The sequence below is a fragment of the Antribacter gilvus genome (assembly GCF_003946865.1).
In the GTDB taxonomy this organism is placed as follows: Bacteria; Actinomycetota; Actinomycetes; order Actinomycetales; family Cellulomonadaceae; genus Antribacter; species Antribacter gilvus.
This window is the reverse complement of the sequence record NZ_QXTH01000007.1, coordinates 39558-63853: the sequence shown is the minus strand read 5'-3', so window position 1 is coordinate 63853 and position 24296 is coordinate 39558. Positions and strand designations below refer to the sequence as shown.

Genomic DNA, 24296 nt, shown 5'->3' with positions numbered 1-24296 from the left:
GAGGACCGACATGCTGAGCACCCTTGCGCGCCACCGGTACCGCACACCCGGCGACGTCGCCTTCTCCGCCCTCGTCGCGATCACGCTCGCCCTGGTCGTGTTCGTGACCCTCTACCCGATCTACTTCGTCGTGATCGCGTCGATGAGCTCGCCCCAGCTCGTGCAGTCCGGCGCGGTGTGGTTCCTGCCGCAGGGGATCAGCTGGTTCGGGTACGAGCAGATCCTCTCGGACCAGCGCATCTGGACCGGGTACCGGAACACCCTCCTGTACACCGTGGTCGGCACGGCGGTGAACATGCTCGTCACCATCCCCGCCGCCTATGCGCTGTCACGGCGCGAGTTCGTGGCGCGCAAGCCGCTGATGTTCTTCTTCGCGTTCACGATGTTCTTCAACGGCGGGCTCATCCCGACCTACCTCCTGTACAAGGAGATCGGGCTCCTGAACAACATGTGGGTGTTCATCCTGCCGACGGCCCTGAACGTCTACAACCTCATCATCGCCAGGGCCTTCTACGAGAACTCGATCCCGGAGGAGCTGCACGAGGCGGCCCGGCTCGACGGGGCGAACGACTTCCAGTTCTTCGCCCTGGTCGCGCTGCCGCTGTCCAAGGCGATCCTGTCGGTGATCATGCTGTACTACCTGGTCCAGCACTGGAACGACTTCTTCACCGGCCTGGTATTCATCCGTGACTACGACAAGCAGCCGCTGCAGATCGTGCTGCGCGACATCCTGATCTCGAACTCCGCCTTCGCCGGAGGCGCCGGCGGGGCCGGGGGCACGGGAGGCGGATACGGTCAGCAGTACGCGGACCAGATCAAGTACGGCGTGATCGTCGTGTCGACCCTGCCCGTCGTGATCCTCTACCCCTTCCTGCAGAAGTACTTCGAGAAGGGCGTCATGATCGGGTCGGTGAAGGGATGAGCCGGCTCCTGGGGTGGCACACCCGGGCCGGCGAGGTCGGCCTGCGGCTCGCCCTGCTGCAGGGCCTGTGGATCGTGCACACCCTGCTCGGCGGGGTCGTGCTCGGCGCCTTCCCGGCGACCGCGGCCGTGGTCTCGGTGCTGCGCCGCGACGCCATGGTCGCGTCCGGGTGGGCGGACGACGCCGGGCGGGAGCCGCTGTGGCGTGAGTTCCACGCCGTGTGGCGGCGGGAGCTCGGGCCGGCGAACGTCGTCGGCGCGGTGCTCGCCGCGGCGTGGCTGGTCGTGGTCGTGGACCACAGGCTCCTGCGCTCCGTCGAGATCGCCGCGGCGCCGGTGCTGGAGGTGCTGCTGTGGGCGGTCACCCTCGGCCTCGTGGCAGTCACGGCGACCGTGCTCGTGCTCCACGCGCACTTCGACGACGGGCCGCTCGCGGTGCTGCGGCGGTCGCTCGTCCTGACCGTCGCCCGGCCGGGGATCTCCGCGATGTGCGCAGCGCTGCTCGTCGCGGCAGTGTGCCTGTACTACGTGCTGCCCGGCCTGGCGGTCGTCTTCGGGGTCGCGGTCCCGGCTGCGGCGCTCGTCGGGTACGTGTGGCGGACCGGGCTGCTGCCCGGCCCGCCGGTGGCCCCCGCACAGGGCCAGGCCCGACCGGCCGCCCAGCCCGCTTCCTGACCGGATCCTGAGGAGGACCACAGTGCTCACCCCTTTCACCGTCGACGGCCACCGCCTGATCTGGCGCGGCGACGGGGAGACCCTCGTCGTCGAACCGTGGGGCACCGACTCCGTGCGGGTCCGTGCGACCCCGTCCGGGGGGATCCGGGACCACGACTGGGCCCTGCTCGCCCCGCAGCCCGGGACCGAGGCGGCGGCCTCCGTCCAGGTCGACGGTCAGGCCGCGTCCGTCACCAACGGGCAGCTGCGCGTCGTGGCCACGAGCCGCGAGTTCCACGACTACCAGGCCGGCTACGTCCGATCGCGCTGCCACCTGGCTTTCTACCGGGGCGACATGCTGCTGTTCGCCGAGGAGGACGACGGCGGGGCCCTGAAGCGGCGGGCGCGCCACTTCGAGGCTCGCGGCACGTCGCACCGCGCGACGGTCGCGTTCGCCGCGCCCCGGGACGAGAAGCTCTACGGGATGGGGCAGTACCAGCAGGACATCCTCGACATCAAGGGGTGCACGTTCGAGCTCGCGCACCGGAACTCGCAGGTGAGCGTCCCCTTCGTCATGTCGAGCGCCGGCTACGGCTTCCTGTGGCACAACCCCGCGCTGGGGCGAGCCACGTTCGGGGTCAACCGGACCGAGTGGGTCGCGGAGACCACCGGCCAGATCGACTACTGGGTGACGGCGGGGCGCGACCCGCGGGAGATCGCCCGCCACTACGCGGACGCCACGGGCCACGCGCCGATGATGCCCGAGCACGGGCTGGGCTTCTGGCAGTCGAAGCTCCGGTACGCCACGCAGGACGAGCTCCTCGACGTCGCGCGCGAGCACACGCGCCGCGGCCTGCCGCTCGACGTGATCGTCGCCGACTTCTTCCACTGGCCGAAGATGGGCGACTTTCGCTTCGAGGACGAGTTCTGGCCCGACCCGGAGGCGATGGTCGCCGAGCTCGCGGACCTGGGCGTCGAGCTCATGGTCTCGGTGTGGCCCCAGGTGTCCCTCGAGTCCGAGAACTTTGCCGAGCTCACCCGCAAGGGCTACCTGGTCCGGTCCGATCGGGGGGTCGACGTGCAGATGTCCTTCGAGGGGCCGTCGCGCTTCCTCGACGTGACCAACCCGGAGGCGCGGGAGTGGCTGTGGGACAGGCTGCGCGCCGGCTACCCCGGCGTGAAGACCTTCTGGCTCGACGAGGCGGAGCCCGAGTACGCCCTCTACGACTTCGAGGCCTACCGGTACCACGCGGGGGCGGCGACGGAGGTGGGCAACCTCTACCCCCAGCTGTTCTCCCGCGCCCTGTACGAAGGGCAGACGGCGGACGACGGGCAGACGGCGGACCGCGCCGCCGACGAACCGGGCAGCGTGGTCAACCTGGTGCGGTGCGCCTGGGCCGGGTCCCAGCGGTACGGGGCGCTCGTCTGGTCGGGCGACATCCACTCCTCGTTCGACTCCATGCGCCGGCAGGTGACGGCCGGGATCCACATGGGCGTCGCAGGCATCCCGTGGTTCACGACCGACATCGGCGGATTCGGCGGGGGGCGGGCCGACGACCCGGCGTTCCACGAGCTGCTGGTGCGCTGGTTCCAGATGGGCACGTTCCTGCCGGTCATGCGGATCCACGGCGACCGCGGCCCCCAGCACGAGATCCGTGCCGCGGACGGCTCCCGTCGCAGCCCGTCGGGAGCCGGCAACGAGCTGTGGAGCTTCGGCGACGAGGTCTACGAGATCCTCGCGCCCTACCTGCACCTGCGGGAGCAGCTGCGCGGCTACACCCGCGCGGCGATGCGCGAGGCCCACCTGGACGGCCAGCCCGTGATGCGCGGCCTCTTCCACGAGTTCCCCGACGACCCCGACGCGTGGGACGTGGGCGACCAGTTCCTGTTCGGGCCGGACCTGCTCGTCGCTCCGGTCCTGGAGCCGGGCGCTCGCGTACGGCGGGTCTATCTGCCGCGCGGGGCGACCTGGACCTCCGTCAGCACGGGCGAGAGGCACGGTGGCGGCTGGATCGAGGAGGACGCGCCCCTCGACTCGATGCCCCTGTTCGTCCGGGACGCTGCGCTGGCCGACGTGATCGAGCGAAGCCGGTAGACCCGGCACAGCCCGATGAGTTCTGCGGCCACCGCTCGTCTGCCACTCGGGAAGCACACCGAGCGACGAGGAGCGGACGATGCCGGACACCGAGGTGCTGGACCCCCAGATCCTGCGACCAGGGGACGCGGGGTACGACGAGGCCCGCCGGGTCTGGAACGCGATGGTGGACCGTCGCCCCGCGCTGATCGTCCGCTGCCGCAGCACGGACGACGTCGTGGCGGCGCTGGCGCTGGCCCGGCGTGAGGGCCTGGAGGTCGGGGTGCGGTGCGGGGGGCACAGCGTCGTCGGGCACGGGGTGCCGGACGGCGGACTGATGATCGACCTGACCCCCATGGGCGCGGTCGAGGTGGACCCGGGCCGCCGCCTCGCGCGCGTCCAGGGCGGCGCCCTCCTGGGCGCGCTGGACCGGGCCGCCCAGGCGCACGGGCTCGCCACCACGGCCGGCAACGTCTCGCACACCGGGGTGGGCGGGCTGACGCTGGGCGGCGGGATGGGCTGGCTCGCTCGCCGGTGCGGCCTGGCGTGCGACAACGTGGAGTCGTTCGAGGTGGTCACGGCCGATGGGGAGGTGGTGCGGGCGTCCGCCGCCGAGAACCCCGAGCTGTACTGGGGTCTGCGTGGGGGTGGCGGCAACTTCGGCGTCGTCACCGAGTTCGTGTTCCGGCTGCACCCCGTAGGCACGCAGGCGTTGAGCGTCGAGCTGGACTTCCCGGCCGCCGATGCCCGCACGGCGCTCACCCGTTGGCGCGACCTGGCGCTCCAGGCGCCCCGGGAGGCCGTCTACACGGCGTTCGTGTCCGGCGGCGTCGCCATCCTCGGCTTCGTGTGGGTGGGCGACCCCGAGGCCGGTCGCGAGCACGCGCGCGTGCTCGACGCCCTGGGTGAGCCGGTCGAGCGGCGCCTGGAGGACCTGACGTACCTGGACCTGCAGGCGCGCGACGACACCCCGCAGGGCCACGCGCTGCGCCGCTACTGGAAGGGCCACTATTTCCGCACCCTGCCGGACGCGGCGATCGAGCGGCTCGCCGGCTCCGACCCGACGGTGGCGGCGAGCCTCCAGGCGTACGGGGGTGCGATCGCCGACGTGCCCGACGACGCGACGGCGTTCAGCCACCGCGACGCGGCCTTCGAGCTCGTCGTCGCCGTCCGCTGGAGCGAGCCCGCCGACGACGACGCCCGGGTCGCCGCCGCGCGTGCGGTCGCCGCCGCGCTCGAACCCTTCGCGAGCGGCGCCTACGTCAACACGCTCGGGGACGACGGCGCCGCGGGGGTCAGCCGTGCCTACCCGCCCGCCAAGCTGGCCAGGCTCACGGCCCTGAAGGACGCCGTCGACCCCGGGAACGTGTTCCACCTGAACCAGAACATCCGGCCGAGCGGTGTGGTCTGAAGGTCGCCGCGCCGCCGCGCGCATCACCCGATCCCGAGCGAGCGGCACCGACGTGCCGCAGCATGACGACACAGCACGGCGTCGAGAGGGTGGCGCCCCCCGCAGGACCGGGAGGCCCCATGACGACCACCACGCCGCAGACCGACCAGCCGACGCCGCCCGCTCCGGCGTCGCACCGGATGCCGGTGCCCCAGCCGCGAGGGCCCGTCAGCGACGCGCTCCTCCGCGTCCTGCGCGCCGGCCCGCCCGGCCCGCCCGGCCCGGCCACCGCGGACGACACGAGGCTCGCGCCGGTCACCGCCGCGCTCGACGAGGCGGGCGTCGAGCGCCCCGCGGTCGTCCTGTCCGACGACGTCCAGCTCGCCCTCCTGGCGCTGTACGAGCTGCACTACCGCGGCCTGGAAGGCGTCGACGACGCGTGGGAGTGGCACCCCGGCCTGCTCGCCCTCCGGGCCCGGATCGAGGGCCCGTTCGAGGCCGCCCTGCGGGAGCGGGTCCCGACCCCCGCGTGCGAGGCCACCGACGCCGCGGGCGTCGCCGCCCGCCTGTTCCGCCTCGCCGCCGAGGACGACGGCCCGAGCCTCTCCCGCTACGTCGCGAAGAAGGCCGACGCTGAGCAGGTCCGAGAGCTGCTCGCCCTCAAGTCGGTCTACCAGCTCAAGGAGGCCGACCCGCACACCTGGGCGATCCCGCGCCTCGCCGGCGCGCCCAAGGCGGCGCTGGTCGAGATCCAGGCCGACGAGTACGGCGGCGGGCAGCCCGGCCGCATGCACGCGGAGCTGTTCGCCCGGGCGATGCGCGGCGTGGGCCTCGACGACACGTACGGCCGGTACGTCGACGCCGTCCCCGCAGTGTTGCTCGTCGCGGTCAACACCATGTCGCTGCTCGGGCTGCACCGGCGGCTGCGCGGCGCGATCGTGGGGCACCTCGCCGCGTTCGAGATGACGTCCTCCATCCCCTCCCGCCTCTACGGGAACGGGTTGCGCCGTCTCGGCCACGACGAACACACCACCTGGTACTTCGACGAGCACGTCGAGGCAGACGCCGTCCACGAGCAGATCGCCGCCCGGGATCTCGCCGGACGCCTCGCCGAGGACGAGCCCGGCCTGCGCGACGACATCCTGTGGGGTGCGGCGGTGTGCCTCGCCGTCGAGGGCGACGTCGCCACACACGTCCTCGAACGGTGGCGGCGGGGCGAGCCCGCGCTGCGCGACCCGGCCGGCCCGCCGGCCCCGCACACGCGGACCGCCGCGGCCTGAGGGGCGTCATGGTCCCCGGAGCCGTGTACGTCCTCCCGCTGCGGCGGCAGCAGGTCGTCCCCGACGAGGTCGCGGAGCTCGCCGCCTACCTCGCCCGCGTCGCGGCCGTCCTGCCCGTCGTCGTCGCCGACGGGTCGCCGCCGCCGGTCCGCGCCGCGCACGCGCGGGCCTGGGGCGCGCACGCGCGCGTGGTGCCCGTCCCGACGCCCGCGCCCGGCACCAACGGCAAGGTGGTGGGCGTGCTGGCAGCGCTCGCGGCCACGACGGAGGAGCGGGTCGTCGTGGCCGACGACGACGTGCGGTACGACGCCGTCACCCTCGCCCGGGTCGCCGGGCTGCTCGACGACGCCGACGCCGTCGTGCCCCAGAACGTCTACCACCCGCTGCCGTGGCAGGCACGGTGGGACACCGCGCGCTGCCTCGTCAACCGTGCGTTCGGTGGCGACTACCCCGGCACGCTCGCCTTCCGGCGCTCCGCCCTGGGCCCGGCCGGGTACGACGCGGGCGTCCTCTTCGAGAACCTGGAGCTGCTGCGCACCGTCACCGCGCGGGGCGGGCGGGTCCTCCGGGCTCCGGACGTCTACGTCCCCCGGCACCCGCCCACCGTGCGGAAGCTCGTCGAGCAGCGCGTGCGCCAGGCCTACGACTCGTTCGCCCAGCCGGCCCGGCTCACGGCCGAGCTTGCCCTGCTGCCGGTGCTCGGCACGGCGACGTCGGCAGCGGTGCTGGGACGGGGGAGGGTGCGGGGGACCGGGGCCGCGGCCCTCGTCGTGCTGGCCGGGGCGGCGGTCGCCGCAGCGGAGACCGGCCGCCGGCGCGCCGACGGCTCGCGCCGCTTCCCCCCGACGGCGGCGCTCTGGGCCCCGGCGTGGGTGGCCGAGCGGGCGGTGTGCGCGTGGGCGGCGGTGGCGTGGCGCGTCCGCGGCGGCGTCCCGTACGCGGGCACGCGCCTGCGCACCGCCGCCCACTCCGTGGGCGGCCTCCGCGCGGGGGCGACCGCCGCGCCGTCGTCGCGCGGGGCCGAGGTCACCGTCACCGCCTGCCCCGACGGGCCGCTGCTGGTGCGCGGGCCTGCCAGGATCGTCGGCTCGGACGGCGAGCCGGTGGCCCGCCGTCGGGCGACGGTGGCGCTGTGCCGCTGCGGCGGGACCGCCGTCCCACCGTGGTGCGACGGCACCCACAAGGTGAACGGCTACCGCACCTGACCGCCGGCTCAGCGCCCGAGGTCGTCCGCCCCTCGCGGAAGGCTCGCTCGCGCGCGTACTGGTGGAAGCGGTCGAGCATCTCGATCTGCCCGCGGGCGCCGTCGACGAGCTCGTCGAGCTGGGTGGGGTCCAGCCCCAGGTCGCCCGCGTGCTCGCGCAGGGTCTGCCAGCCGCCGATCTTGCCGAGCACCGCGGACCGCATGAGCTCCGCCTCCAGCACCGCCGACATCGGCGACCGCCGTTCGAGCCGGCCGTTCAGCTTGAGCCTGCCGGCTTTCTCGCCGAGCCAGGCGGTCGCGGCGCGGTACCGGCGCGGCGGGAGCCCCAGCCGCTCGATCAGGTCGCGGTAGAGCTCGCGCTCGCCGCGCAGCTGCTCGGTGGCCTCGGCGAGCTCCGCGTGGAAGGGCGTGTCCCGGTAGCGGCGGGTCATGAGCTCCATGCGCTCCAGGCCCGCGGTCGCGCCCGTGAAGTGGTCGGAGAGGTACAGCCCGAACAGGTACCGGTCCATCGACCCCGGGATCCGCAGCTCCCCGGTGTGGCGGAGCGGCAGCACGGACGACCCCGGAGGCCGCGGCGTCGCCGGCCGGAGGGGAGCCGAGCGCAGCCCCTGCCCGGTCGCGATGCCCTCCAGCAGCTCCTCGACCGCCTCGGCGGCGGTGCGCCGCGGTGCCCAGCCCAGCTCGGTCCGGGCGCGGGTCGTGTCGAGCACGGGAACCGTCAGGGCCATGTCGAGCCAGCCCGGGTCGGCGCGGACCAGGCGGCCGTCGTACGCGGCGGCGAGGGCGGCTCGGACCACGGCAGGCGGCAGCTCGACCAGGCGGCCGTGGTCGACGATCTGGGCCAGGTCCTCGCCGCGGAGCAGGTCGTCCGCCGCGACGTTGAACGCGCCGCTCGCCCGCTCCGCGATCACGCGGCGGTAGGCATCAGCGACGTCGTCGGCGTGCACCGCCTGCATGCGCAGCCCCTCGGGCAGCGGCAGCGCGGGCAGGCGACCCCGCCGCAGCAGCTGCGTCGGCACGAGCGGCCCCAGGAAGTAGCGCACCACCGACTGCGCGGCGCCGGCCTGGAAGATGAGCGACGGGCGCAGCCGCGCCACCGTCAGGTCGGGGTGCGCGGCCTCCACCTCGTCCAGCACCCGTTCCTGCGCCGCCTTGTCCACGCTGTAGTGCGATGTCGGGATGCCCTCGGTGGGCCAGTCCTCCTGGCGCGGCTCGTCGTCGCCGACGGGGGAGTACGCCCCGACCGACGAGGCGACGACGAGCTGCGGCACGCCCGCACGGACCACCGCCTCGGCGACCCGCCGCGTGCCCTCCACGTTGGTGCGGCGCAGCAGGTCGCGCTCGCGGTTCGGCTGGACGAGCCAGGCCAGCTCGACGACGGAGTCCGCACCACGGAACAGGTCGGCGAGCTGACCGACCACGATCTCGTCGAGGTCCTCGGCCGCGATGTCCACCGACGCCCACTCGGCGTCCCGGTACGGCTCGGCGCTCCGGTCCGGCAGGCGGCGGGCGATCCCGAGGACGGACGCCACCCGTGGGTCGGTGCGGAGGGCACGCAGCAGCGCGGTCCCGACGTTCCCGGTTGCTCCCACGACGACGACGCGCATGTGGCCACGGTGGCACCGGTGCGTGTCGCACGCACGCGGCGTGTTCCACTGGGAACGTGCTCACCGTCCGCCACACGTCGCCGCGCCGGCTCGACGTCGCCCTGACCCTCGCGCCGCTCGCGCACGGTCCGGCGGACCCGACGTTCCACCGCGCCGCCGACGGGACGTCCTGGCGCACCTCGCTGCTGCGTACCGGGCCGGTGACCCAGCGGTTCGCGCCCGCCGGGCCGCACGAGGTGGAGGTGCGGCTGTGGGGCGACGGCGCCCGCGAGGCGGCCGAGGCGCTGCCCGCGCTCCTCGGCGAGGACGACGACCCCACGGGCTTCACCCCGCCGCCGCAGGTCCGGGACGCCCACCGCCGTGCGGCCGGCCTCCGGATGCCGCGCAGCGGCCGGGTGCTGGAGGCGCTGGTGCCCGCCGTGCTGGAGCAGCGCGTCCAGACCGTGACCGCGCACCGGGCGTGGCGGTGGCTCGTCACGCGCTACGGCACTCCTGCGCCCGGACCAGCGCCCGCGGGCCTGCGGGTCGTGCCCGACGCCCGCACCTGGGCCCGGATCCCGGTCTGGGACTGGCACCGCGCCGGCGTCGACCCCGGCCGGGCCCGTACCGTGGCGCGGTGCGCGGTGGTCGCGCCCCGGCTCGAGGAGGCGTGCGCGATGGCGCCCGCCGAGGCCCGGGCACGCCTGGAGAAGGTGCAGGGCGTGGGTGTGTGGACGTCGGCCGAGGTGGCGCAGCGTGCCTTCGGCGACGCCGACGCCGTCTCCGTGGGTGACTTCCACCTGGCGGGCGCAGTCGGCTGGGCGCTGACCGGCGAGCGGACCGACGACGACGGCATGCTGCGCCTGCTCGCCCCCTACGCGCCGCACCGGCACAGGGTCGTCCGCCTGCTGATGATCGCCGGGCGACACCGTGCGCCGGGCCGGGGGCCACGGCTGCCGATCCCCGACTACCGCGCCTTCTGAGGCGGTCGCCGCCGGGTCGTGGCGAACTCGTGAACGGTCCGTGACGCCTTCGGAAACAGTGGCAGAAGACTCGCTCGCGACCCTCTGACCTGGGTGAAGCACGCCCGAATTGCATATATATGCGTGCTAGCGTTGACAGCGTCAACTTGACGACGTCGATGTCTCACCTCGACTGGCGGATGGATGCACATGCTTATAGGAGACGTGCTCGCGGAGCGCGCCGGAACTCGTCCAGACAGCATTGCCTTTTCGTTCACCGACTCGGACGGCTCCCGTTCGACCGTCACGTACCAGGACCTGTGGTCGACCGTGCGTGCGATGGCCGGGACGCTGCAGGGAGCCGCGGCGACCGGTGACCGGGTCCTCCTGCTCTGCGACCCTTCCCTCGGCTACCTCCAGTCCTTCTTCGCGATCGTCTCCGCGGGCCTGGTCGCCGTCCCGGCCTACCCGGCGTCCGCCACCCGGCACGCCGACCGCGTGCGCCGCATCGTCGAGGACTGCCGCCCGGCGATCGTGATCGCCGACGTGCCGGAACCGTCGGACCTCCAGGCCCTGGGGCTGCCGGAGGGCTGTGTCTGGCTCGAGGTCTCCTCCGTGCGGGACGGTGACAGGCCCGAGGGCGCCGCCCCGTTCGCGCGGCCGGACCTGGCCGGGGACGACCTCGCCTTCCTCCAGTACACCTCGGGTTCGACCGGGTCTCCCAAGGGCGTGATGGTCAGCCACGCGAACCTGCTGAGCAACGCCGAGTCGGCGCGGACCACCTTCGGGTTCCACCCGGGCTCCGTGATGGTCAGCTGGCTGCCCCCGTTCCACGACATGGGCCTGATCGGGTGCATCATCACGCCGCTCGTGGTCGGCTTCCCGTGCCATCTCATGGCGCCGTCCACCTTTCTCCGGCGGCCGCTCAAGTGGCTCGAGGCGATCTCGGAGCTGCGGGCGACCGACAGCACCGCCCCGAACTTCGCGTACCGGCTCTGCGCCGAGCGGGTGGACGAGGCCGACCTGGGCTCCCTCGACCTGTCCTCCTGGACCAAGGCGATGAACGGTGCCGAGCCGGTGAGCGTCGAGGCGCTGGAGAAGTTCGCGCAGGCCTACGCTTCCACCGGATTCGTCCCCACGTCCTACCGCCCGTGCTACGGCATGGCCGAGGCGACCCTGCTCATCTCGGGCGGGCACCCCGGCGACAGCACGCCCCGCTCCGCCTCCCCGCAGCGGGCCACGACCGAGGCGGGCGGCGGGGAGTTCGTCTCCTGCGGCACCCCCGAGCCGCACGCCACCGTCCGGATCGTCGATCCGGCGACCGGGACCCCGGTGCCCGACGGCAGCGAGGGCGAGATCTGGGTGTCCTCGCCCTCGGTCGCCCGGGGGTACTGGAACAAGCCTGAGGCGACGGCAGAGACCTTCGCCGTGACGACGACGGACGGCGAGGGCCCGTTCCTGCGGACCGGCGACCTCGGGTTCCTGGACGGCGGCGAGCTGTTCGTCACCGGCCGGATCAAGGACATCCTCATCATCAACGGGCGCAACCTGTATCCCCAGGACCTGGAGGACGCCGTCCGTGGCTCCCACCCGGAGCTCACCGGACGCGCCTCGGCCGCCTTCGAGGACGACGGGCGCATCGTGGTGACGGTCGAGGCGGTGCCGGGCCGCAAGGTGACGCGCGAGGACCTGGGCGCGATCGCCCGGGCTGCCGCGACGGGCCTGTCCCGGTCGTTCGAGATCGCCAGCCCGCTCGTGGTGGTCCTCCGGCGCGGCACGCTGACCACCACGTCCAGCGGCAAGATCCAGCGTTCGTCCGCCCGGACCGCATGGCGCGACGGCAGCCACGCCGAGCGGACCATCGCGCGGTCCGACACGGGGGCTGTGACCGAGCCGGCCGCTACGCCGGCCGCTGAGCCGGCCGCTACGCCGGCCGCTACGCCAGCCCCGATGGCGACCGGACCCCGCCCGGGCGCAGCCGGGGTCCGCGCGGTGGTCCTCGCGGAGCTGGCCCGGGCGTCGGGCCACGGGCGACAGCCTTCACCGGCGACGCTCCTGTCCGACCTCGGCCTCGACTCGGTGAAGGTCGCCGCGCTCGCGACGGCGATCGAGGACCGCACAGGGATCGAGGTGCCGCTCTCGCTGGCCTGGGAGGTGGACGACGTCGAGTCGTTCGTCGCTGCGGTCGTCCAGGCATCGTCCAGGGTGGACGGCCCGCTCCCGGTGGAGGCGACCGTCGAGGCCGAGCCCGGCCCGTCGTCGGCCCAGGTGGTGGTCGTGGGGGCCGCCTGCCGGCTCCCCGGCGGTGTCACCGGCCCGGACGCGTACTGGGATCTCCTCACCGCCGGGCCGGACCGGACCGGGATCTCGCCGGGAAGCGGCCGGACGGGCCGGCACCCCGCGGGCCTCGTCCCCGAGCTGGCCGACTTCGCCCCCGCACGGTTCGGGATCGGCGAGGAGGAGGCCGCCGCCATGGATCCCCGGCAGCGGCTGACACTCACCCTGGCGTGGGAGGCGATGGAGGACGCGGGCCGCGACCCGCGGCGGGTTCGTGGCGCTCGCATCGGTGTCTACCTCGGTGGCTCCGACGGCGAGTACCTCCGCACCGAGGGGTCGACGGCCTCCGCCGCGGCCCCCGGCTACCGCACGACCGGCGCCGCGGGCGCGCTCCTCGCCAACCGGATCTCCTACGTCCTCGGGCTGCGCGGTCCCTCGATGGTCGTGGACACGGCGTGCTCGTCGTCGCTGGTCGCGGTGGACCTCGCGGTGCAGGCCCTCCGCGCGGGCGACATCGACGGTGCCCTGGTAGGCGGCGTCAGCGCCCTCCTGGACGGGCGGGTCACCGAGACGCTGGCAGCCGCGGGGATGCTCTCGCCGCGCGGAGCGTGCAGCACCTTCGACGAGTCGGCCGACGGCTACGTCCGCGGCGAGGGCGGCGTCATGCTCTTCCTCGAGCGGCAGACGGCCGGCACGCTCGACGGACCGGACCCGTACTGCGCGATCGTCGGCTCGGCGGTGAACCAGGACGGCCGGAGCAACGGGCTCACCGCTCCCAGCGGGCTCGCACAGCAGGACGTCGTCCGGGAGGCCCTCGCGGCCGCCGGCCGGTCTCCGGAGGACATCGGCTACATCGAGGCCCACGGCACGGGGACGCCGCTCGGCGACCCGGTCGAGGTCCACTCCCTGCGTCAGGTGCTGGACCGGGACGTCGACGGCCCGACGATCTGGCTCGGCTCCGCGAAGGCCCAGATCGGTCACCTGGAAGCGAGCGCGGGCGTCGCCGGGCTGCTCCGCGCGGCCCTCGTCGTCCGGGCCGGCTCGGTCCCGGCGCAGGCGCAGTTCCGCACCCCTTCCACGCGCATCGACTGGAAGGGCTCCCGGCTGCGGGTCCCGACCGAGCAGGTCGCCTGGGACGCGCCGCGCCGGACGGCAGGCGTCTCCTCCTTCGGGTTCGGCGGTACCAACGCCCACGTCGTGATCGAGTCGGTGGACCGGAGGCCGGCGTCCGCCGCCCCTCGCGGCGACGAGGACCCCGTCCTGGTCCGGATCTCCGCCGACTCGGAGAACGGGCTCCGCCGCCAGGCGTTCGAGCTCCAGGACAAGGTAGGTGCGAGCGAGCCGGTCGGAGCGGTCGCCGCCGCGCTGGACCGGTCCCGCGCGTCCGGACGTTTCCGTGCCTGGACCGTCGCCCGGGGGTCGGACGACGCCCGGGAGGTGCTCGGGCGCCTCGGCGGGGAGCCGGTCGCCGAGTGCCGGACGGGCGGACCGGCGTCGGGCGCCCCCACGGTGGCCTTCCTGGCCGCCGGGCACGGGGCCCCGGTCGCGGGCTGCCTGGCCGGGATCTACGGCGACGACCCGGTGGTCACCGCGGTGCTGGACGACCTGGGCGACACGTCCCGGCTGCCGCTCCGCGCGCTGCTCGTGGACGACGAGGAGACGCGGGCGGCGATGCGTCGCACGGAGGTGGCTCAGCCGGCCCACTTCGCCCTCGCCGTCGCCCTGGGGGAGCGGCTGCGGGCGTGGGGCCTCGAGCCCGCCGTCGTCACCGGGCACAGCGTCGGGGCCTTCGCCGCTGCCGCCCTGGCCGGGATCTTCGACCGGAGCCGCGGCTACGAGCTCATCACGCGACGCGGGGAGCTCATGGAGGCCACCCCGGAGGGCGGGATGCTGGCCTGCCAGGCGGGGCTCGACGTCGCACGCGGGATCGCGGCCGAGGCAGGGCTGGACGTCGCCGTGGCGAACTCCCCGGTCGGCACCGTCCTGTCGGGCACGCTCGACGACCTGGCCAGGGCCGAGGAGCTCCTGCGCGGACAGGGCCTGCGCGGGACCCGGCTGCCCGTGACCCGGGCGTTCCACTCGCGGCTCATGCGGTCCGTCGAGGAGGGGCTCGCGGAGGCGGTGACCGCCGCGGGGCCGCGCCCAGCGTCGCGGGCCGTGTTCCTCTCGGACGTCGACGGCTCGACGGACGCCGCCGTCGCCACGCCCGGGTACTGGACCGGGCACGCGCTGGAGACGATCGACTTCCGTGCGGCGGCCCGGGCGGCCGCGGAGTACGACGTCGTCGTCGAGCTCGGTCCGAGCTACCTGCTGCCGTTGGTCCAGGCCAACGCCGGGGACCGCCCGCCGCTCACGGTCGCTGCTCTCGGGAGGGGCGGCGGGATGGCGTCGCTCCTCGAGGGCGCCGGGCGCCTGTGGGCGTCGGGGGTGACGCTGGACGGCGTCGCCCGGTGGACCGGCCGGATCCCGCGCCTGCCCACCACGGTGCTGGCGACGCACACCTACCCGCTGGAGCCGTCGTCCGGTGCGGGGCCCGTCGCGGGCCACGCGCTGGCCCCCGCGGCCGGCGCCGTCGTCCAGGCGCGCGCGAGCGAGGACACCGGCCGGCCCGGCGACCCCGAGGCCTGGGCCGCGCTCCTCTGCGACCGGCTCGGAGCACGGCTCGGGCTCTCCCCGGACCGCGTCCCGCGGGAGACCGGCCTCTTCGACCTGGGGCTGACGTCGGTGATCGCCAACGACCTGCGCGAGGAGGTCGCCGGCGTGCTCGGCCGGCCGCTCTCGTCCACGGTCGTGTTCGACCACCCCACCGTCTCCCGGCTCGCCGCCCACCTGAGCGCCCTGGGCTCCACGGAGCCCGCGGGCCGGGTGCCGTCGAGCGAGCCCGCGGTTCGCCTGCCGGCCCCGCAGGGGACCGCCGCGGCCCGCGGCCCGGTGTCGGTCGTGGGGATGGCCTGCCGCTTCCCGGGCGCCGAGACGCTCCAGGACTTCTGGTCGCTCGTGAGCGGTGGCGGGAGCGTCATGACGGAACCGCCGGCCGGCCGGTGGCCGGACGCCGACGAGGTGCCGCCGCCCGGTGAGCGCCAGTGGTCCGCCAAGGCCGGCTTCCTGGCCACGGACCCGGCGGTGTTCGCCGCCGACCACTTCGGCATCTCGCCCCGCGAGGCGCGCAGCATGGACCCCCAGCACCGGATGCTGCTGAACACCACCCACGAGGCGCTCGGCGACGCCGGGATCAGCCGCGAGGAGCTCCGCGGAGCGCGCGTCGGCATCTGGGTGGGGCTGTCGTCGGCCGACTACGCGAGCCTGCGGCCGCGGACGAGCGCTCCGGACGCGTACGCCGTGACCGGGAACTCGCCGTCCCTGGCGTCCGGGCGCATCGCCCACCACCTCGGCGTCGAGGGGCCGGCGGTCACGCTCGACACCGCCTGCTCGTCCTCGCTGGTCGCCTGCCACGAGGCCGTCCAGGCGCTGCGCGCCGGAACGGTCGACCTGGCTGTGGTGGGCGGGGTGAACCTCATGCTCTCCGCCAGGACCACGGCGGCGCTCGGTGACATGGGAGCACTCTCGGCCTCCGGCCGGTGCTCCACCTTCGCGGCCGACGCCGACGGCTACGCGCGGGGCGAGGGCTGCGGCGTGGTCGTGCTCCGCCGCCAGGAGGACGCGCTGGGCCGCGGCGACCGGATCTGGTTCGACCTGCTGGGGACGGCGGTGAACCACGACGGCGTCTCCGCCGGTCTCACCGTCCCGAACGGTGGCGCCCAGGAACGGCTCATCACCGAGGCCCTCCAGGACGCGGGCCTGTCCGCGCACCAGATCGACTACGTCGAGGCGCACGGCACGGGCACCCCGCTGGGCGACCCGATCGAGCTCGAGGCTCTGTCGAGGGTGTTCGACGACGGACGTGACCGCCCGCTTCCCGTCAGCTCCGTCAAGGCCCAGATCGGCCACCTGGAGGCCGCGGCCGGGATCGCGGCCCTGATCAAGGCCGGCCTGGTGGCTGGCAAGGGTGTCGTGCCCGCGCACCCGCGGGACCTCGTCCCCACGCCGCGGTTCGACTGGTCCGCCAGCCGCCTGGAGCTCGCGGGCGCGGACCCGTCGCACCGCCCGGAGGGGCCGCTGGCGTGCGGTGTCAGCTCGTTCGGGTTCTCGGGGACCAACGCCCACGTGGTGCTGTCGGGCGCGCCCGACCGGTCCGCGGACGACACGCCCGGACACCAGGACGAGGCCGGGGCCGACGTGCCGCAGCTGCTCCTGGTCTCCAGCGACACGGAGGACGGCCTGCGCGAGCAGCAGCTCGACCTGGCCGACCTGCTGTCCGACCACGAGAACCGGCTCGACGAGACAGCGCGGTCGCTCAGGCACCGGGCCGACCACGCCGAGCACCGGTTCGCGGTCGTGGCCCAGGACGCGGAGGAGGCGATCCGGGTGCTCCGGGCAGCCGCCGGCGCCGACCCGGGCGCCGACCCGGCCGAGACCGGGAGCAACGACGGGCACGTCGGCAGCAACACGAGCGGGCGGCGTGCGACCTGGCTGTTCTCCGGCGTCGGGTCCCAGTGGAAGGGGATGGTCAGGCACCTCCGCGGTGACCCGGCGACCCGGGAGCACCTCGCCCGGGCCGACGAGCTCCTGCGCGCGATGGGCCACCCGCCCCTCGAGGGCGACCTCTGGCACGCGAGCGGCCGGCAGGAGCACCTCCAGCCGGCCCTGACGGCCGTGCAGGTGGCGCTCGCCTCCGCCCTGCGCGGGCTGGGCGGGCACCGCGACGAGGTGGTCGGCTACAGCGCCGGTCTGGTGGGCGCTCTCGTGGACACCGCGTGGCTCGACCTGGAGACGGGTCTGCGGGTCGCGGCCTGGCGCGGACGCGTGACCGACGCGGCCGCCGGCACGGGAGCCACCGTGGCCTGCGGGCTCGGCGCCGAGGAGGTCCGGGCACTGTGCCTCCGCGACGGGCTCGACGACCTGGTGGTCGCCAGCGTGACGGGCCCGGCCAACTGCACCGTCAGCGGCGCGGTCGACCAGCTCGCACTGCTGGAGGACGAGTGCCGCAGGGCAGGAGCCTGGTGGATGCCGGTCTCCGACAAGGTGCCCTTCCACCACCCCCGGCTGAAGGACTTCGCCGATGCCGCCGCCGGGATCCCCGACCTCACCTGGGGCACCGGCGACGGTACGCCGGTGCACCTCGCCGGCGGGTCCACCGTCGAGGACCTGGTGGCCGAGCCCGGACGGCTCCTGGACGAGCTGTGGCAGCCGATGGACCTGTCCCTGGTCCGCTCGCGCCTCGCGGACCCGGCGCACCCCCGCACCCTCGTCGAGGTGGCCCCCCAGCCGTCCCTCGGCGCGGCGACGAGCGAGTGGCCCGGCGCACCCACGATGACCCCCGTCCCGCTCTCTGTCCCCGGGCGCCACCCCGCACGCCAGGTTCGCCGGGCAGCGGCGGCCCTGTGGGTGCAGGGTTCGGGCACGGCGCCGCAGCCCGCGGGTTCCGCGCGCTCGGCCGTCGCGCGCCTGGAGGGCGAGCGGTACTGGTGGGACGACCAGGTGGTCGAGCGAGCGGTGGGCTCCGTGCCCGACGACGGCTCGTCGTACCGCTTGCGGTGGACCACGGACAACGGGCGACCGGTGCGGTGCGCGGCGCGCCCGTCGGACTGGGTCGTCGTCGGAGGCACGGACCCGGCCGTCGGGGAGTCCCTCCGGGACGCCGTCGTCGCCCGGGGCCACACGGCCGGGCTGCGCTCGTGGGCGGAGCCCTGGGACGGCCCGGCCACCGACGGTGGACGCCACGGCGTCCTCGTCGACGCGACCGGCGCCCCGGACCCGCTGGCCGACGGCGCCTGGCACGAGCGGCTCCTGCGGCTGCTCCAGACGCTGGGCGGTGCCGGCACAGAGGTCTGGGTGATCACCCGGGGCGCCACCACCGCCGGCGGACCCGTCGAGGTGGGACCGGCCGCCGTGTGGGGTCTTGCCCGGGCGCTGAGCACCGAGCACCCCGAGTGGTGGGGCGGCGCGATCGACCTCTCCGCGGGAGAGGTCTGGTCTGCGCGGCTGGCGGCCCGAGTCGCCGACGAGGCCCTGGACGGCGGGACCGAGGACCAGGTGGCCCTCCGAGGCGGGGCGAGGCGGGTCCCGCGGCTCGCCCCGGTGCCCGCGGGGCACCAGCACCCCCTCGACCTCGCCGGCGACGCCGGCTACCTCGTCACCGGGGGGTCGGGAACCCTGGGCCGGCGCATGCTGCGGTGGCTCGTCGACCGCGGGGCGCGGCACCTCGTCCTGGCGGCGCGCTCGGGTGCGGCCACCCAGCGCGAGCGGCTCGCGGACCTGGCGGACGAGCTCAAGGCGCGCGGAGCCGAGCTGTACTTCGTCCAGGCGGACGTCGCGGACCTGGCGCAGCTGGAGCCGATCGTCGCGGAGACGGGCCGACCCTGGCCGGCGGTCCGCGGCGTGCTGCACCTGGCCGGGCACATGTCCTCCGGTCCGTTCTCGGAGGTCACCGCCGCTGACCTCCGGGCGTCGTGGGAGCCGAAGGCCGGGGGCGCGCTGGCGCTGGAGGAGATCGCCCGAAGGCATCCTCTGGACTTCGTGGTCCTGTTCTCGTCCGCCTCGTCCGTGTGGGGCTCCGCGATGGCCACCGCCTACGTGTCGGCGAACTACGGGCTCGACGTGATCGCCGAGCGGGCGGCGGCCCAGGGGCTGCCGTTCATGTCGGCGAACTGGAGCTGGTGGCCCGACACGGCGATGGCCGACGGCGTGCACGAGTACTTCACGCGGATGGGTCTCGGCCCCGTGGACGAGGACGCGGGCTGGGCGGCCATGGACCGGCTGGTCGGGCAGGGTGACGTCGGCCTGGTAGTGGCACCGATCGACTGGGGCTCGTTCCGGCCCGTGATGTCCGCGCGGCGTCCACGGCCGATGTTCGACGAGATCGGCCGCGGAGACTCCGGCCCCGCGGGCGCGGCGGGCCCCGGCCCCGCGGCTCGGACAGAGCCCTGGACCAGGGCCGAGATCGAGGAACGCCTCACGGTCGCGCTCCGGACGGTCCTCCGCACGGACGGGCCGGTCGACCCGCGGCAGGGGTTCTTCGACATGGGCATCGACTCGATCATGACGCTCGAGCTCAAGCGAGACATCGAGTCGTGGTCCGGGGAACGGCTGGACGACGCGTTCCTCTTCGAGCACCCCCGCCTCACCGACCTGACGGAGGCGCTGCTGCAGGTCCTGGCGCCCGAGACCCTCGAGCACGCCGCGGCCGCACCGGCCGGCGCGGCCGGCGCGACGACCGGCCTCGACGACCTGGGCACCGACGAACTTCTCTCCCTCCTGGAGCAGGAACTGGGCTCCGTGAAAGGACCTGGACATGACTGACATGCTTCTGACCACCGACGGCGACCTGCAACGCTCCACCATCACCAGGGCCCTGCGGGAGATCCAGTCCCTGAAGCACGAGCTGCAGCGCCGCCCCCCTGCTCGCAGCGAGGTCGTGGTGGCCTCCGCGGCCTGCCGGCTGCCGCAGGCCACGACCCCGGAGGAGTTCTGGGACCTGCTCCACGCCGGTGAGCCGACGGCGGCCCCCGTCCCCGGGGACCGCTGGGACAACGACGCGGTCTTCGCTCCCTTCCCCGGCAGGCTCGGCACGTCGTACGCCGACCGCGCGTCGTTCCTCGAGCGCCCGTACGCCTTCGATCCCGAGCCCTTCGGGATGTCGCCCCGCGAGGCCGCGTCGACAGACCCGCACCACCGGCTGGTCCTCCTGTGCGCCTGGGAGGCGCTGGAGCGGGCGGGCGTCGCGCCGACGTCGTTGCGCGGCAGCCGGACCGGCGTCTTCGTCGGCATGAGCGGCAACGACTTCGAGCGGCACCGCCTCGCTGCGGGGCGGATCGCCGACATCGACGGCCTGGCCTCCATGGGCAGCTCGGTGAACTTCGCCGCCAACAGGCTCTCGTACGTCCTGGGCCTCCAGGGCCCGAGCCTCGTCGTGGACACGGCCTGCTCCTCCTCGCTGGTAGCGCTGCACCAGGCGCGGCGGGCGCTCGAGGAGGGGGAGTGCGACCTGGCGGTCGTCGCGGGCGTGAACGTGATGCTCTCCGCCGAGGCGATGGTCGCCCTCAGCCAGAGCCGCATGCTGTCGCCGACCGGCCGGTGCCACACGTTCACCGACCGCGCGGACGGCTACGCCCGGGGCGAGGGATGCGTCGTCGTCGTCCTGCGGCGGGCGGAGGACCTCCCCGCCCACGCCGCGACGCCGCTGGGCACGCTCCTGTCCACGGCCGTGAACCAGGACGGCCCGACGTCGGGCATCACGGTCCCCAACGGGAGGGCCCAGGCCGACCTGATCCGGCAGGCGATCAAGGCCGCGGGCGTGTCGGCGGAGGACGTCGACTACGTCGAGGCCCACGGAACGGGAACTCCCCTCGGCGACCCCATCGAGCTCCGGGCGCTCGCCTCCGTGCACGGTGGACGACGGCGCGGACCGCTGCTGGTGGGCGCCACGAAGCCGGTGACCGGCCACCTGGAGGGTGCCGCGGGCCTGGTCGGGCTCCTGAAGTGCCTGCTCGTGGTGCAACGGGGTGCGGTCCCCGCCCAGCCCCTCGACGGCGGCCTGACGGAGGGGGTCGACTGGGGCGCGCTGCCCTTGTCGGTGCCGACGTCGGCGGTCGAGCTGGACAGCGAGCACCCGGTCGCCGCGGTGTCGTCCTTCGGGTACGGCGGGACGAACGCGCACGCCATGGTGCGCCGATGGGTCCCGGCCTCCCGTCCAGGGACCGTCCCCGGGGACGACCAGGCGGTGGCGGACCCCGCGCCGCTGTCGCTCCGGCTCAGCGGCGCGTCGGCGGAGGTGGTGGCCGAGCTCGCTCAGCGGTACGACGCCTTCCTCCGTGCGGAGGGCCCCGGCTCGGCCGCCCGCCTCTGCGCGGCCTCCCTCTCGGGGCAGGCCGACCTCGCCCACCGGGTGTCGGTGGTCGCGGCGGGCCCGGAGCAGCTGCTCGAGGGTCTCCAGGCGGTGACGCAGGGACGACCCCACCACACTCACGTGGCGCGCAGGACGATGACGGGCTCGGTCCAGGTCGTCGACGTGGACGGCTTCGGCGCTCCCCGGGCAGGGGACCTGTGGAGGCTCGAGAGGCTGGTTCCCGGTCTGCGGCAGGATGCCGAGCGTCTGGCGCAGTCGGCGCCGGCCGGGGCGGCCGTGCTCTGGGCCGCCCCAGGAGAGGTGCACGACGACGCACCCCTGTCGGCGCCACAGACGACGCTGTACTTCTGGGCGGTGCTGGGCTGGGCGGTCGGGCGCCTGGGGCTGACCCCCCGGTACGCGGCGGACGTGCCCGACCGGCACGATCCGTCGACCTGGCTCGTGCGGGGCGCCCAGGTGACGGTCCCGACGGACACGGACGGCGCCGAGGGCGCCGACGCGGAGCCGCTCGGGCTGCGGTTCCTCCGGGTGGTTCACGCGGCCTGGTGCGCGGGCGCGTCGGTCGCGTGGGAGGGGCTGCGCAGGCCCGCGCCCGACGGCGCCCCCGGCGTCCCCGTCCCGACCTACCCGTGGCAGCTCACCGACCTGCGTCCCACGGTGTCCCAGGCGGCGCTGGAACCCGCTGCCGGGACCGGGCTGAGCCTCCGCGTCCTCCGGACGGGGGAGCGCTCCGCCGAGGGGCGGGCGGAGATCAGCGTCCGGTCCGTCCCGCTGCTGCGGGAGCACACGGTCCACGGGCGCTTGGTGGTCCCGGGTGTGGTGTTCATGGAGCTCGTCCTCCGCCTGGCGGAGGCGGTCGTCGGCGCCTCGGCCCGCGTCGTCTCGCTCGACATCGTCCGCCCGTGCGTCGTCGGCGACGGCGAGGCCCGGAGCCTGTACCTCACCTGGGACGGCGTCGGGGAGCGGCACACGATCACGGTCGCGTCCGGGTCCGGCGGCGGGAGCCCGCAGCACCACGTCACGGCGACCCTGGCGGTGGACGGCCTGCGGCCGCCGGCCGCGGACGCGGGTCGGTTCCCGGTGGTTCCCGGCGAGCCGGTCCGCACCCTGGACCACTCCACGTTCTACCGGACGATGTGGCCCGCTGCCTTCCACATCGGGCCGAGCCTGACGCTCGTCGAGTCCCTCTGCGAGGACCCGGCCGGGGGGCTCCAGGCCGACCTGGCGCCTCCGCCCGACGACTGTGCCGCGCTCGTCAGCGGCATCCGGCGCGAGCTGCTCGTCCTCGACGCCTCGATCCAGGTGGCCGGCGCGCTGCGGACGGACAGGTCGGACGGCGTCGTGACGCTCGGCACCGGCTTCTCGGACCTGTCCCTGGCCGACGGCGCGGACTTCACCGGCGGCGCCCGGGTCCGGGCGGTGGCGACGGGCGAGGGCCGGGCCGACCTCCTGATCTGCTCCCCGGCAGGCGAGCCGCTCGCTGTCATCTCCCGGGTCACCAACCTGCCCGTCAGCACCGATCAGCTCGCTGCCGCAGCGGACAGCGCCCAGCGCCCCGCCACCGAGGAGCTGGACCTCGGGGACGGCCCGGAGGGCCTCGTGAGGCGGGCCGTCGCGTCGGTCCTCCGCAGCGACCCGTCCGCGGTGGACGGCCGGTCGCGGCTGGAGGACCTGATGGACTCGATCCTGCTGGTCGAGCTCGGCGAACGGCTCTCCCCGTACGCCCCCGGCCCCCTGGCAGTCCCGGACCTCCTGGACGCCGAGACGGTCGCGGGCCTGGCCGGCCTGCTGGGCACCGGGTCGGAGACCGAGGACGTGACGGCTCCCGCGAGCGCCGTCGTCAGCGGGCCACCGCTGCGGAAGCGTGAGCTGACGGTGGAGGCCATGACCGCGCTGGCCGCGGCCGCGGACCTGGAGCGCGTGGACGTGGTGCCGCGCGACACCCTCCCGCGGGGGATCCTGCTGACCGGTGGGACGGGCTTCGTGGGTTCGTTCCTCCTCCACGAGCTGCTGGCCACCACCGACCGCCACGTCTTCTGCCTCGTGCGGGCGGAGGACGCGGACGGGGCGTCGCAGCGGCTGCGGTCGGCCGCGGTCGCGCACGGACTGCCGACGGACCTCTTCGACGACCGGGTCTCCGCGGTGGTCGGCGACCTCGCGCAGGACCGGTTCGGCCTGGACACCAGGTCCTACGACCACCTGCGCGCCCAGGTGGGGGAGATCTTCCACAACGCCGGGGCGGTGAAGTGGACCTCCTCCTACGAGCAGCTCGCGCCGCACAACGTGGGCGGGACGGCGGAGGTGCTCCGGTTCGCGACGGCGGGACCGGCGAAGGTGGTCCACTTCACGTCGACCGTCGGGGTGTTCTCCTCCGACCGGGTGGACCTCGGCGCCGTGCACGAGTCCGTCCCGCTGACCGAGAGCGACGCCCTGATGGTCGGCTACGCCCAGACCAAGTGGGTCTCGGAGATGATGATCCGGCGTGCGGGAGAGCAGGGACTCCGGTTCACGATCCACCGCATCAACAGCGGGCCGTCGTCGACCGCCACCGGCTTCAACCGCCTGGACCACCTCTCCCTGATCATCAAGGGCTGCGTCGAGTCGGGGCTGGCGCCCCTCGACGGGCCGTTCCCGGTGCAGGCCGCGCCGATCGACCACGTGGCCCGGGCCTACGTCCGGCTGGCCCTCGACCCGTCGTTCGAGGGCGGGACGTCGCACCTCGTCAACGAGCCCGTCGTGGCGTGGTCGGAGTTCTTCGAGCACGTCCAGTCCTACGGCTACCCGCTCACGCGGCTGCCGTTCGAGGAGTGGCGCACCGCGGTCACGGGCCGGCGGTCGGGCACGCTCGCCCTCCTCGGCCTGGCGCCGTTCCTCACCCGGACCATCGACGACGTCCGCCTGGCGGACTTCGCCGCGTCGAGGACCCGGTCCGCGCTCGGGGCGGACGGGCCCTGGTGCCCCGTCGTCGACCGCGAGCTGGTCCACACCTTCCTCGACGGCTTCGTCGCGGGCCGGTTCTTCCCTGCTCCCACCTCGTAGTCCC

9 protein-coding genes and 1 pseudogene are annotated in these 24296 nt (G+C 74.8%); 9 read left to right on the top strand and 1 reads right to left on the bottom strand.

Annotated elements, in window-relative coordinates:
* Positions 1-10 precede the first annotated feature (10 nt).
* The 6 genes and pseudogenes from D1350_RS13075 to D1350_RS24840 all read left to right on the top strand — a co-directional run.
* Positions 11-922, top strand: coding sequence for a carbohydrate ABC transporter permease (locus D1350_RS13075; RefSeq protein ID WP_125776473.1), 912 nt, complete (start codon positions 11-13; stop codon positions 920-922).
* A complete protein-coding gene (locus D1350_RS13070; RefSeq protein ID WP_125776472.1) occupies positions 919-1596 on the top strand; it encodes a YesL family protein in 678 nt (225 codons plus the stop codon). Before D1350_RS13075 ends, D1350_RS13070 begins: the two co-directional genes overlap by 4 nt.
* A gap of 22 nt (positions 1597-1618) precedes the next feature.
* Positions 1619-3670 (top strand): glycoside hydrolase family 31 protein, encoded by a 2052-nt coding sequence (locus tag D1350_RS13065; protein ID WP_125776471.1) that lies wholly within the window; start codon positions 1619-1621, stop codon positions 3668-3670.
* Positions 3671-3749: 79 nt separating this feature from the next.
* Positions 3750-5060: an FAD-binding oxidoreductase gene (locus D1350_RS13060; protein WP_125776470.1), complete on the top strand. Its 1311-nt coding sequence runs from the start codon at positions 3750-3752 to the stop codon at positions 5058-5060.
* Positions 5061-5179: 119 nt separating this feature from the next.
* On the top strand, positions 5180-6319 hold the full coding sequence (locus D1350_RS13055; RefSeq protein ID WP_240644079.1) for an iron-containing redox enzyme family protein: 1140 nt from the start codon (positions 5180-5182) through the stop codon (positions 6317-6319).
* 8 nt (positions 6320-6327) lie between these two features.
* Positions 6328-7443, top strand: a pseudogene (locus D1350_RS24840) (glycosyltransferase family 2 protein); the annotation flags it as partial.
* Here the strand turns inward: D1350_RS24840 and D1350_RS24835 are convergent.
* On the bottom strand, positions 7352-9130 hold the full coding sequence (locus D1350_RS24835; protein ID WP_338068171.1) for an NAD-dependent epimerase/dehydratase family protein: 1779 nt from the start codon (positions 9128-9130) through the stop codon (positions 7352-7354). The pseudogene D1350_RS24840 and the gene D1350_RS24835 overlap by 92 nt on opposite strands.
* Positions 9131-9186: 56 nt before the next feature.
* On the opposite strand from D1350_RS24835, the gene D1350_RS13035 reads away from it, so the two are divergent.
* The 3 genes from D1350_RS13035 to D1350_RS13025 all read left to right on the top strand — a co-directional run bounded on the left by D1350_RS13035 (position 9187) and on the right by D1350_RS13025 (position 24292).
* Complete coding sequence (locus D1350_RS13035; protein ID WP_125776469.1) at positions 9187-10092, top strand: DNA-3-methyladenine glycosylase family protein; 906 nt, start codon at positions 9187-9189, stop codon at positions 10090-10092.
* Positions 10093-10281: 189 nt separating this feature from the next.
* Positions 10282-19707 carry a type I polyketide synthase gene (locus tag D1350_RS13030; protein WP_164545166.1) on the top strand — a complete coding sequence of 3142 codons (9426 nt, stop codon included), beginning with the start codon at positions 10282-10284 and terminating at the stop codon, positions 19705-19707.
* Positions 19700-24292 (top strand): thioester reductase domain-containing protein, encoded by a 4593-nt coding sequence (locus D1350_RS13025; RefSeq protein WP_125776467.1) that lies wholly within the window; start codon positions 19700-19702, stop codon positions 24290-24292. Before D1350_RS13030 ends, D1350_RS13025 begins: the two co-directional genes overlap by 8 nt.
* The last annotated feature ends 4 nt before the right edge of the window (positions 24293-24296 follow it).

Coding starts and splice junctions, on each gene's coding strand:
- D1350_RS13075 (WP_125776473.1), top strand. CDS start 11: ATGCTGAGCACCCTTGCGCGCCACCGGTACCGCACACCCGGCGACGTC.
- D1350_RS13070 (WP_125776472.1), top strand. CDS start 919: ATGAGCCGGCTCCTGGGGTGGCACACCCGGGCCGGCGAGGTCGGCCTG.
- D1350_RS13060 (WP_125776470.1), top strand. CDS start 3,750: ATGCCGGACACCGAGGTGCTGGACCCCCAGATCCTGCGACCAGGGGAC.
- D1350_RS13055 (WP_240644079.1), top strand. CDS start 5,180: ATGACGACCACCACGCCGCAGACCGACCAGCCGACGCCGCCCGCTCCG.
- D1350_RS24835 (WP_338068171.1), bottom strand. CDS start 9,130: ATGCGCGTCGTCGTCGTGGGAGCAACCGGGAACGTCGGGACCGCGCTG.
- D1350_RS13030 (WP_164545166.1), top strand. CDS start 10,282: ATGCTTATAGGAGACGTGCTCGCGGAGCGCGCCGGAACTCGTCCAGAC.
- D1350_RS13025 (WP_125776467.1), top strand. CDS start 19,700: ATGACTGACATGCTTCTGACCACCGACGGCGACCTGCAACGCTCCACC.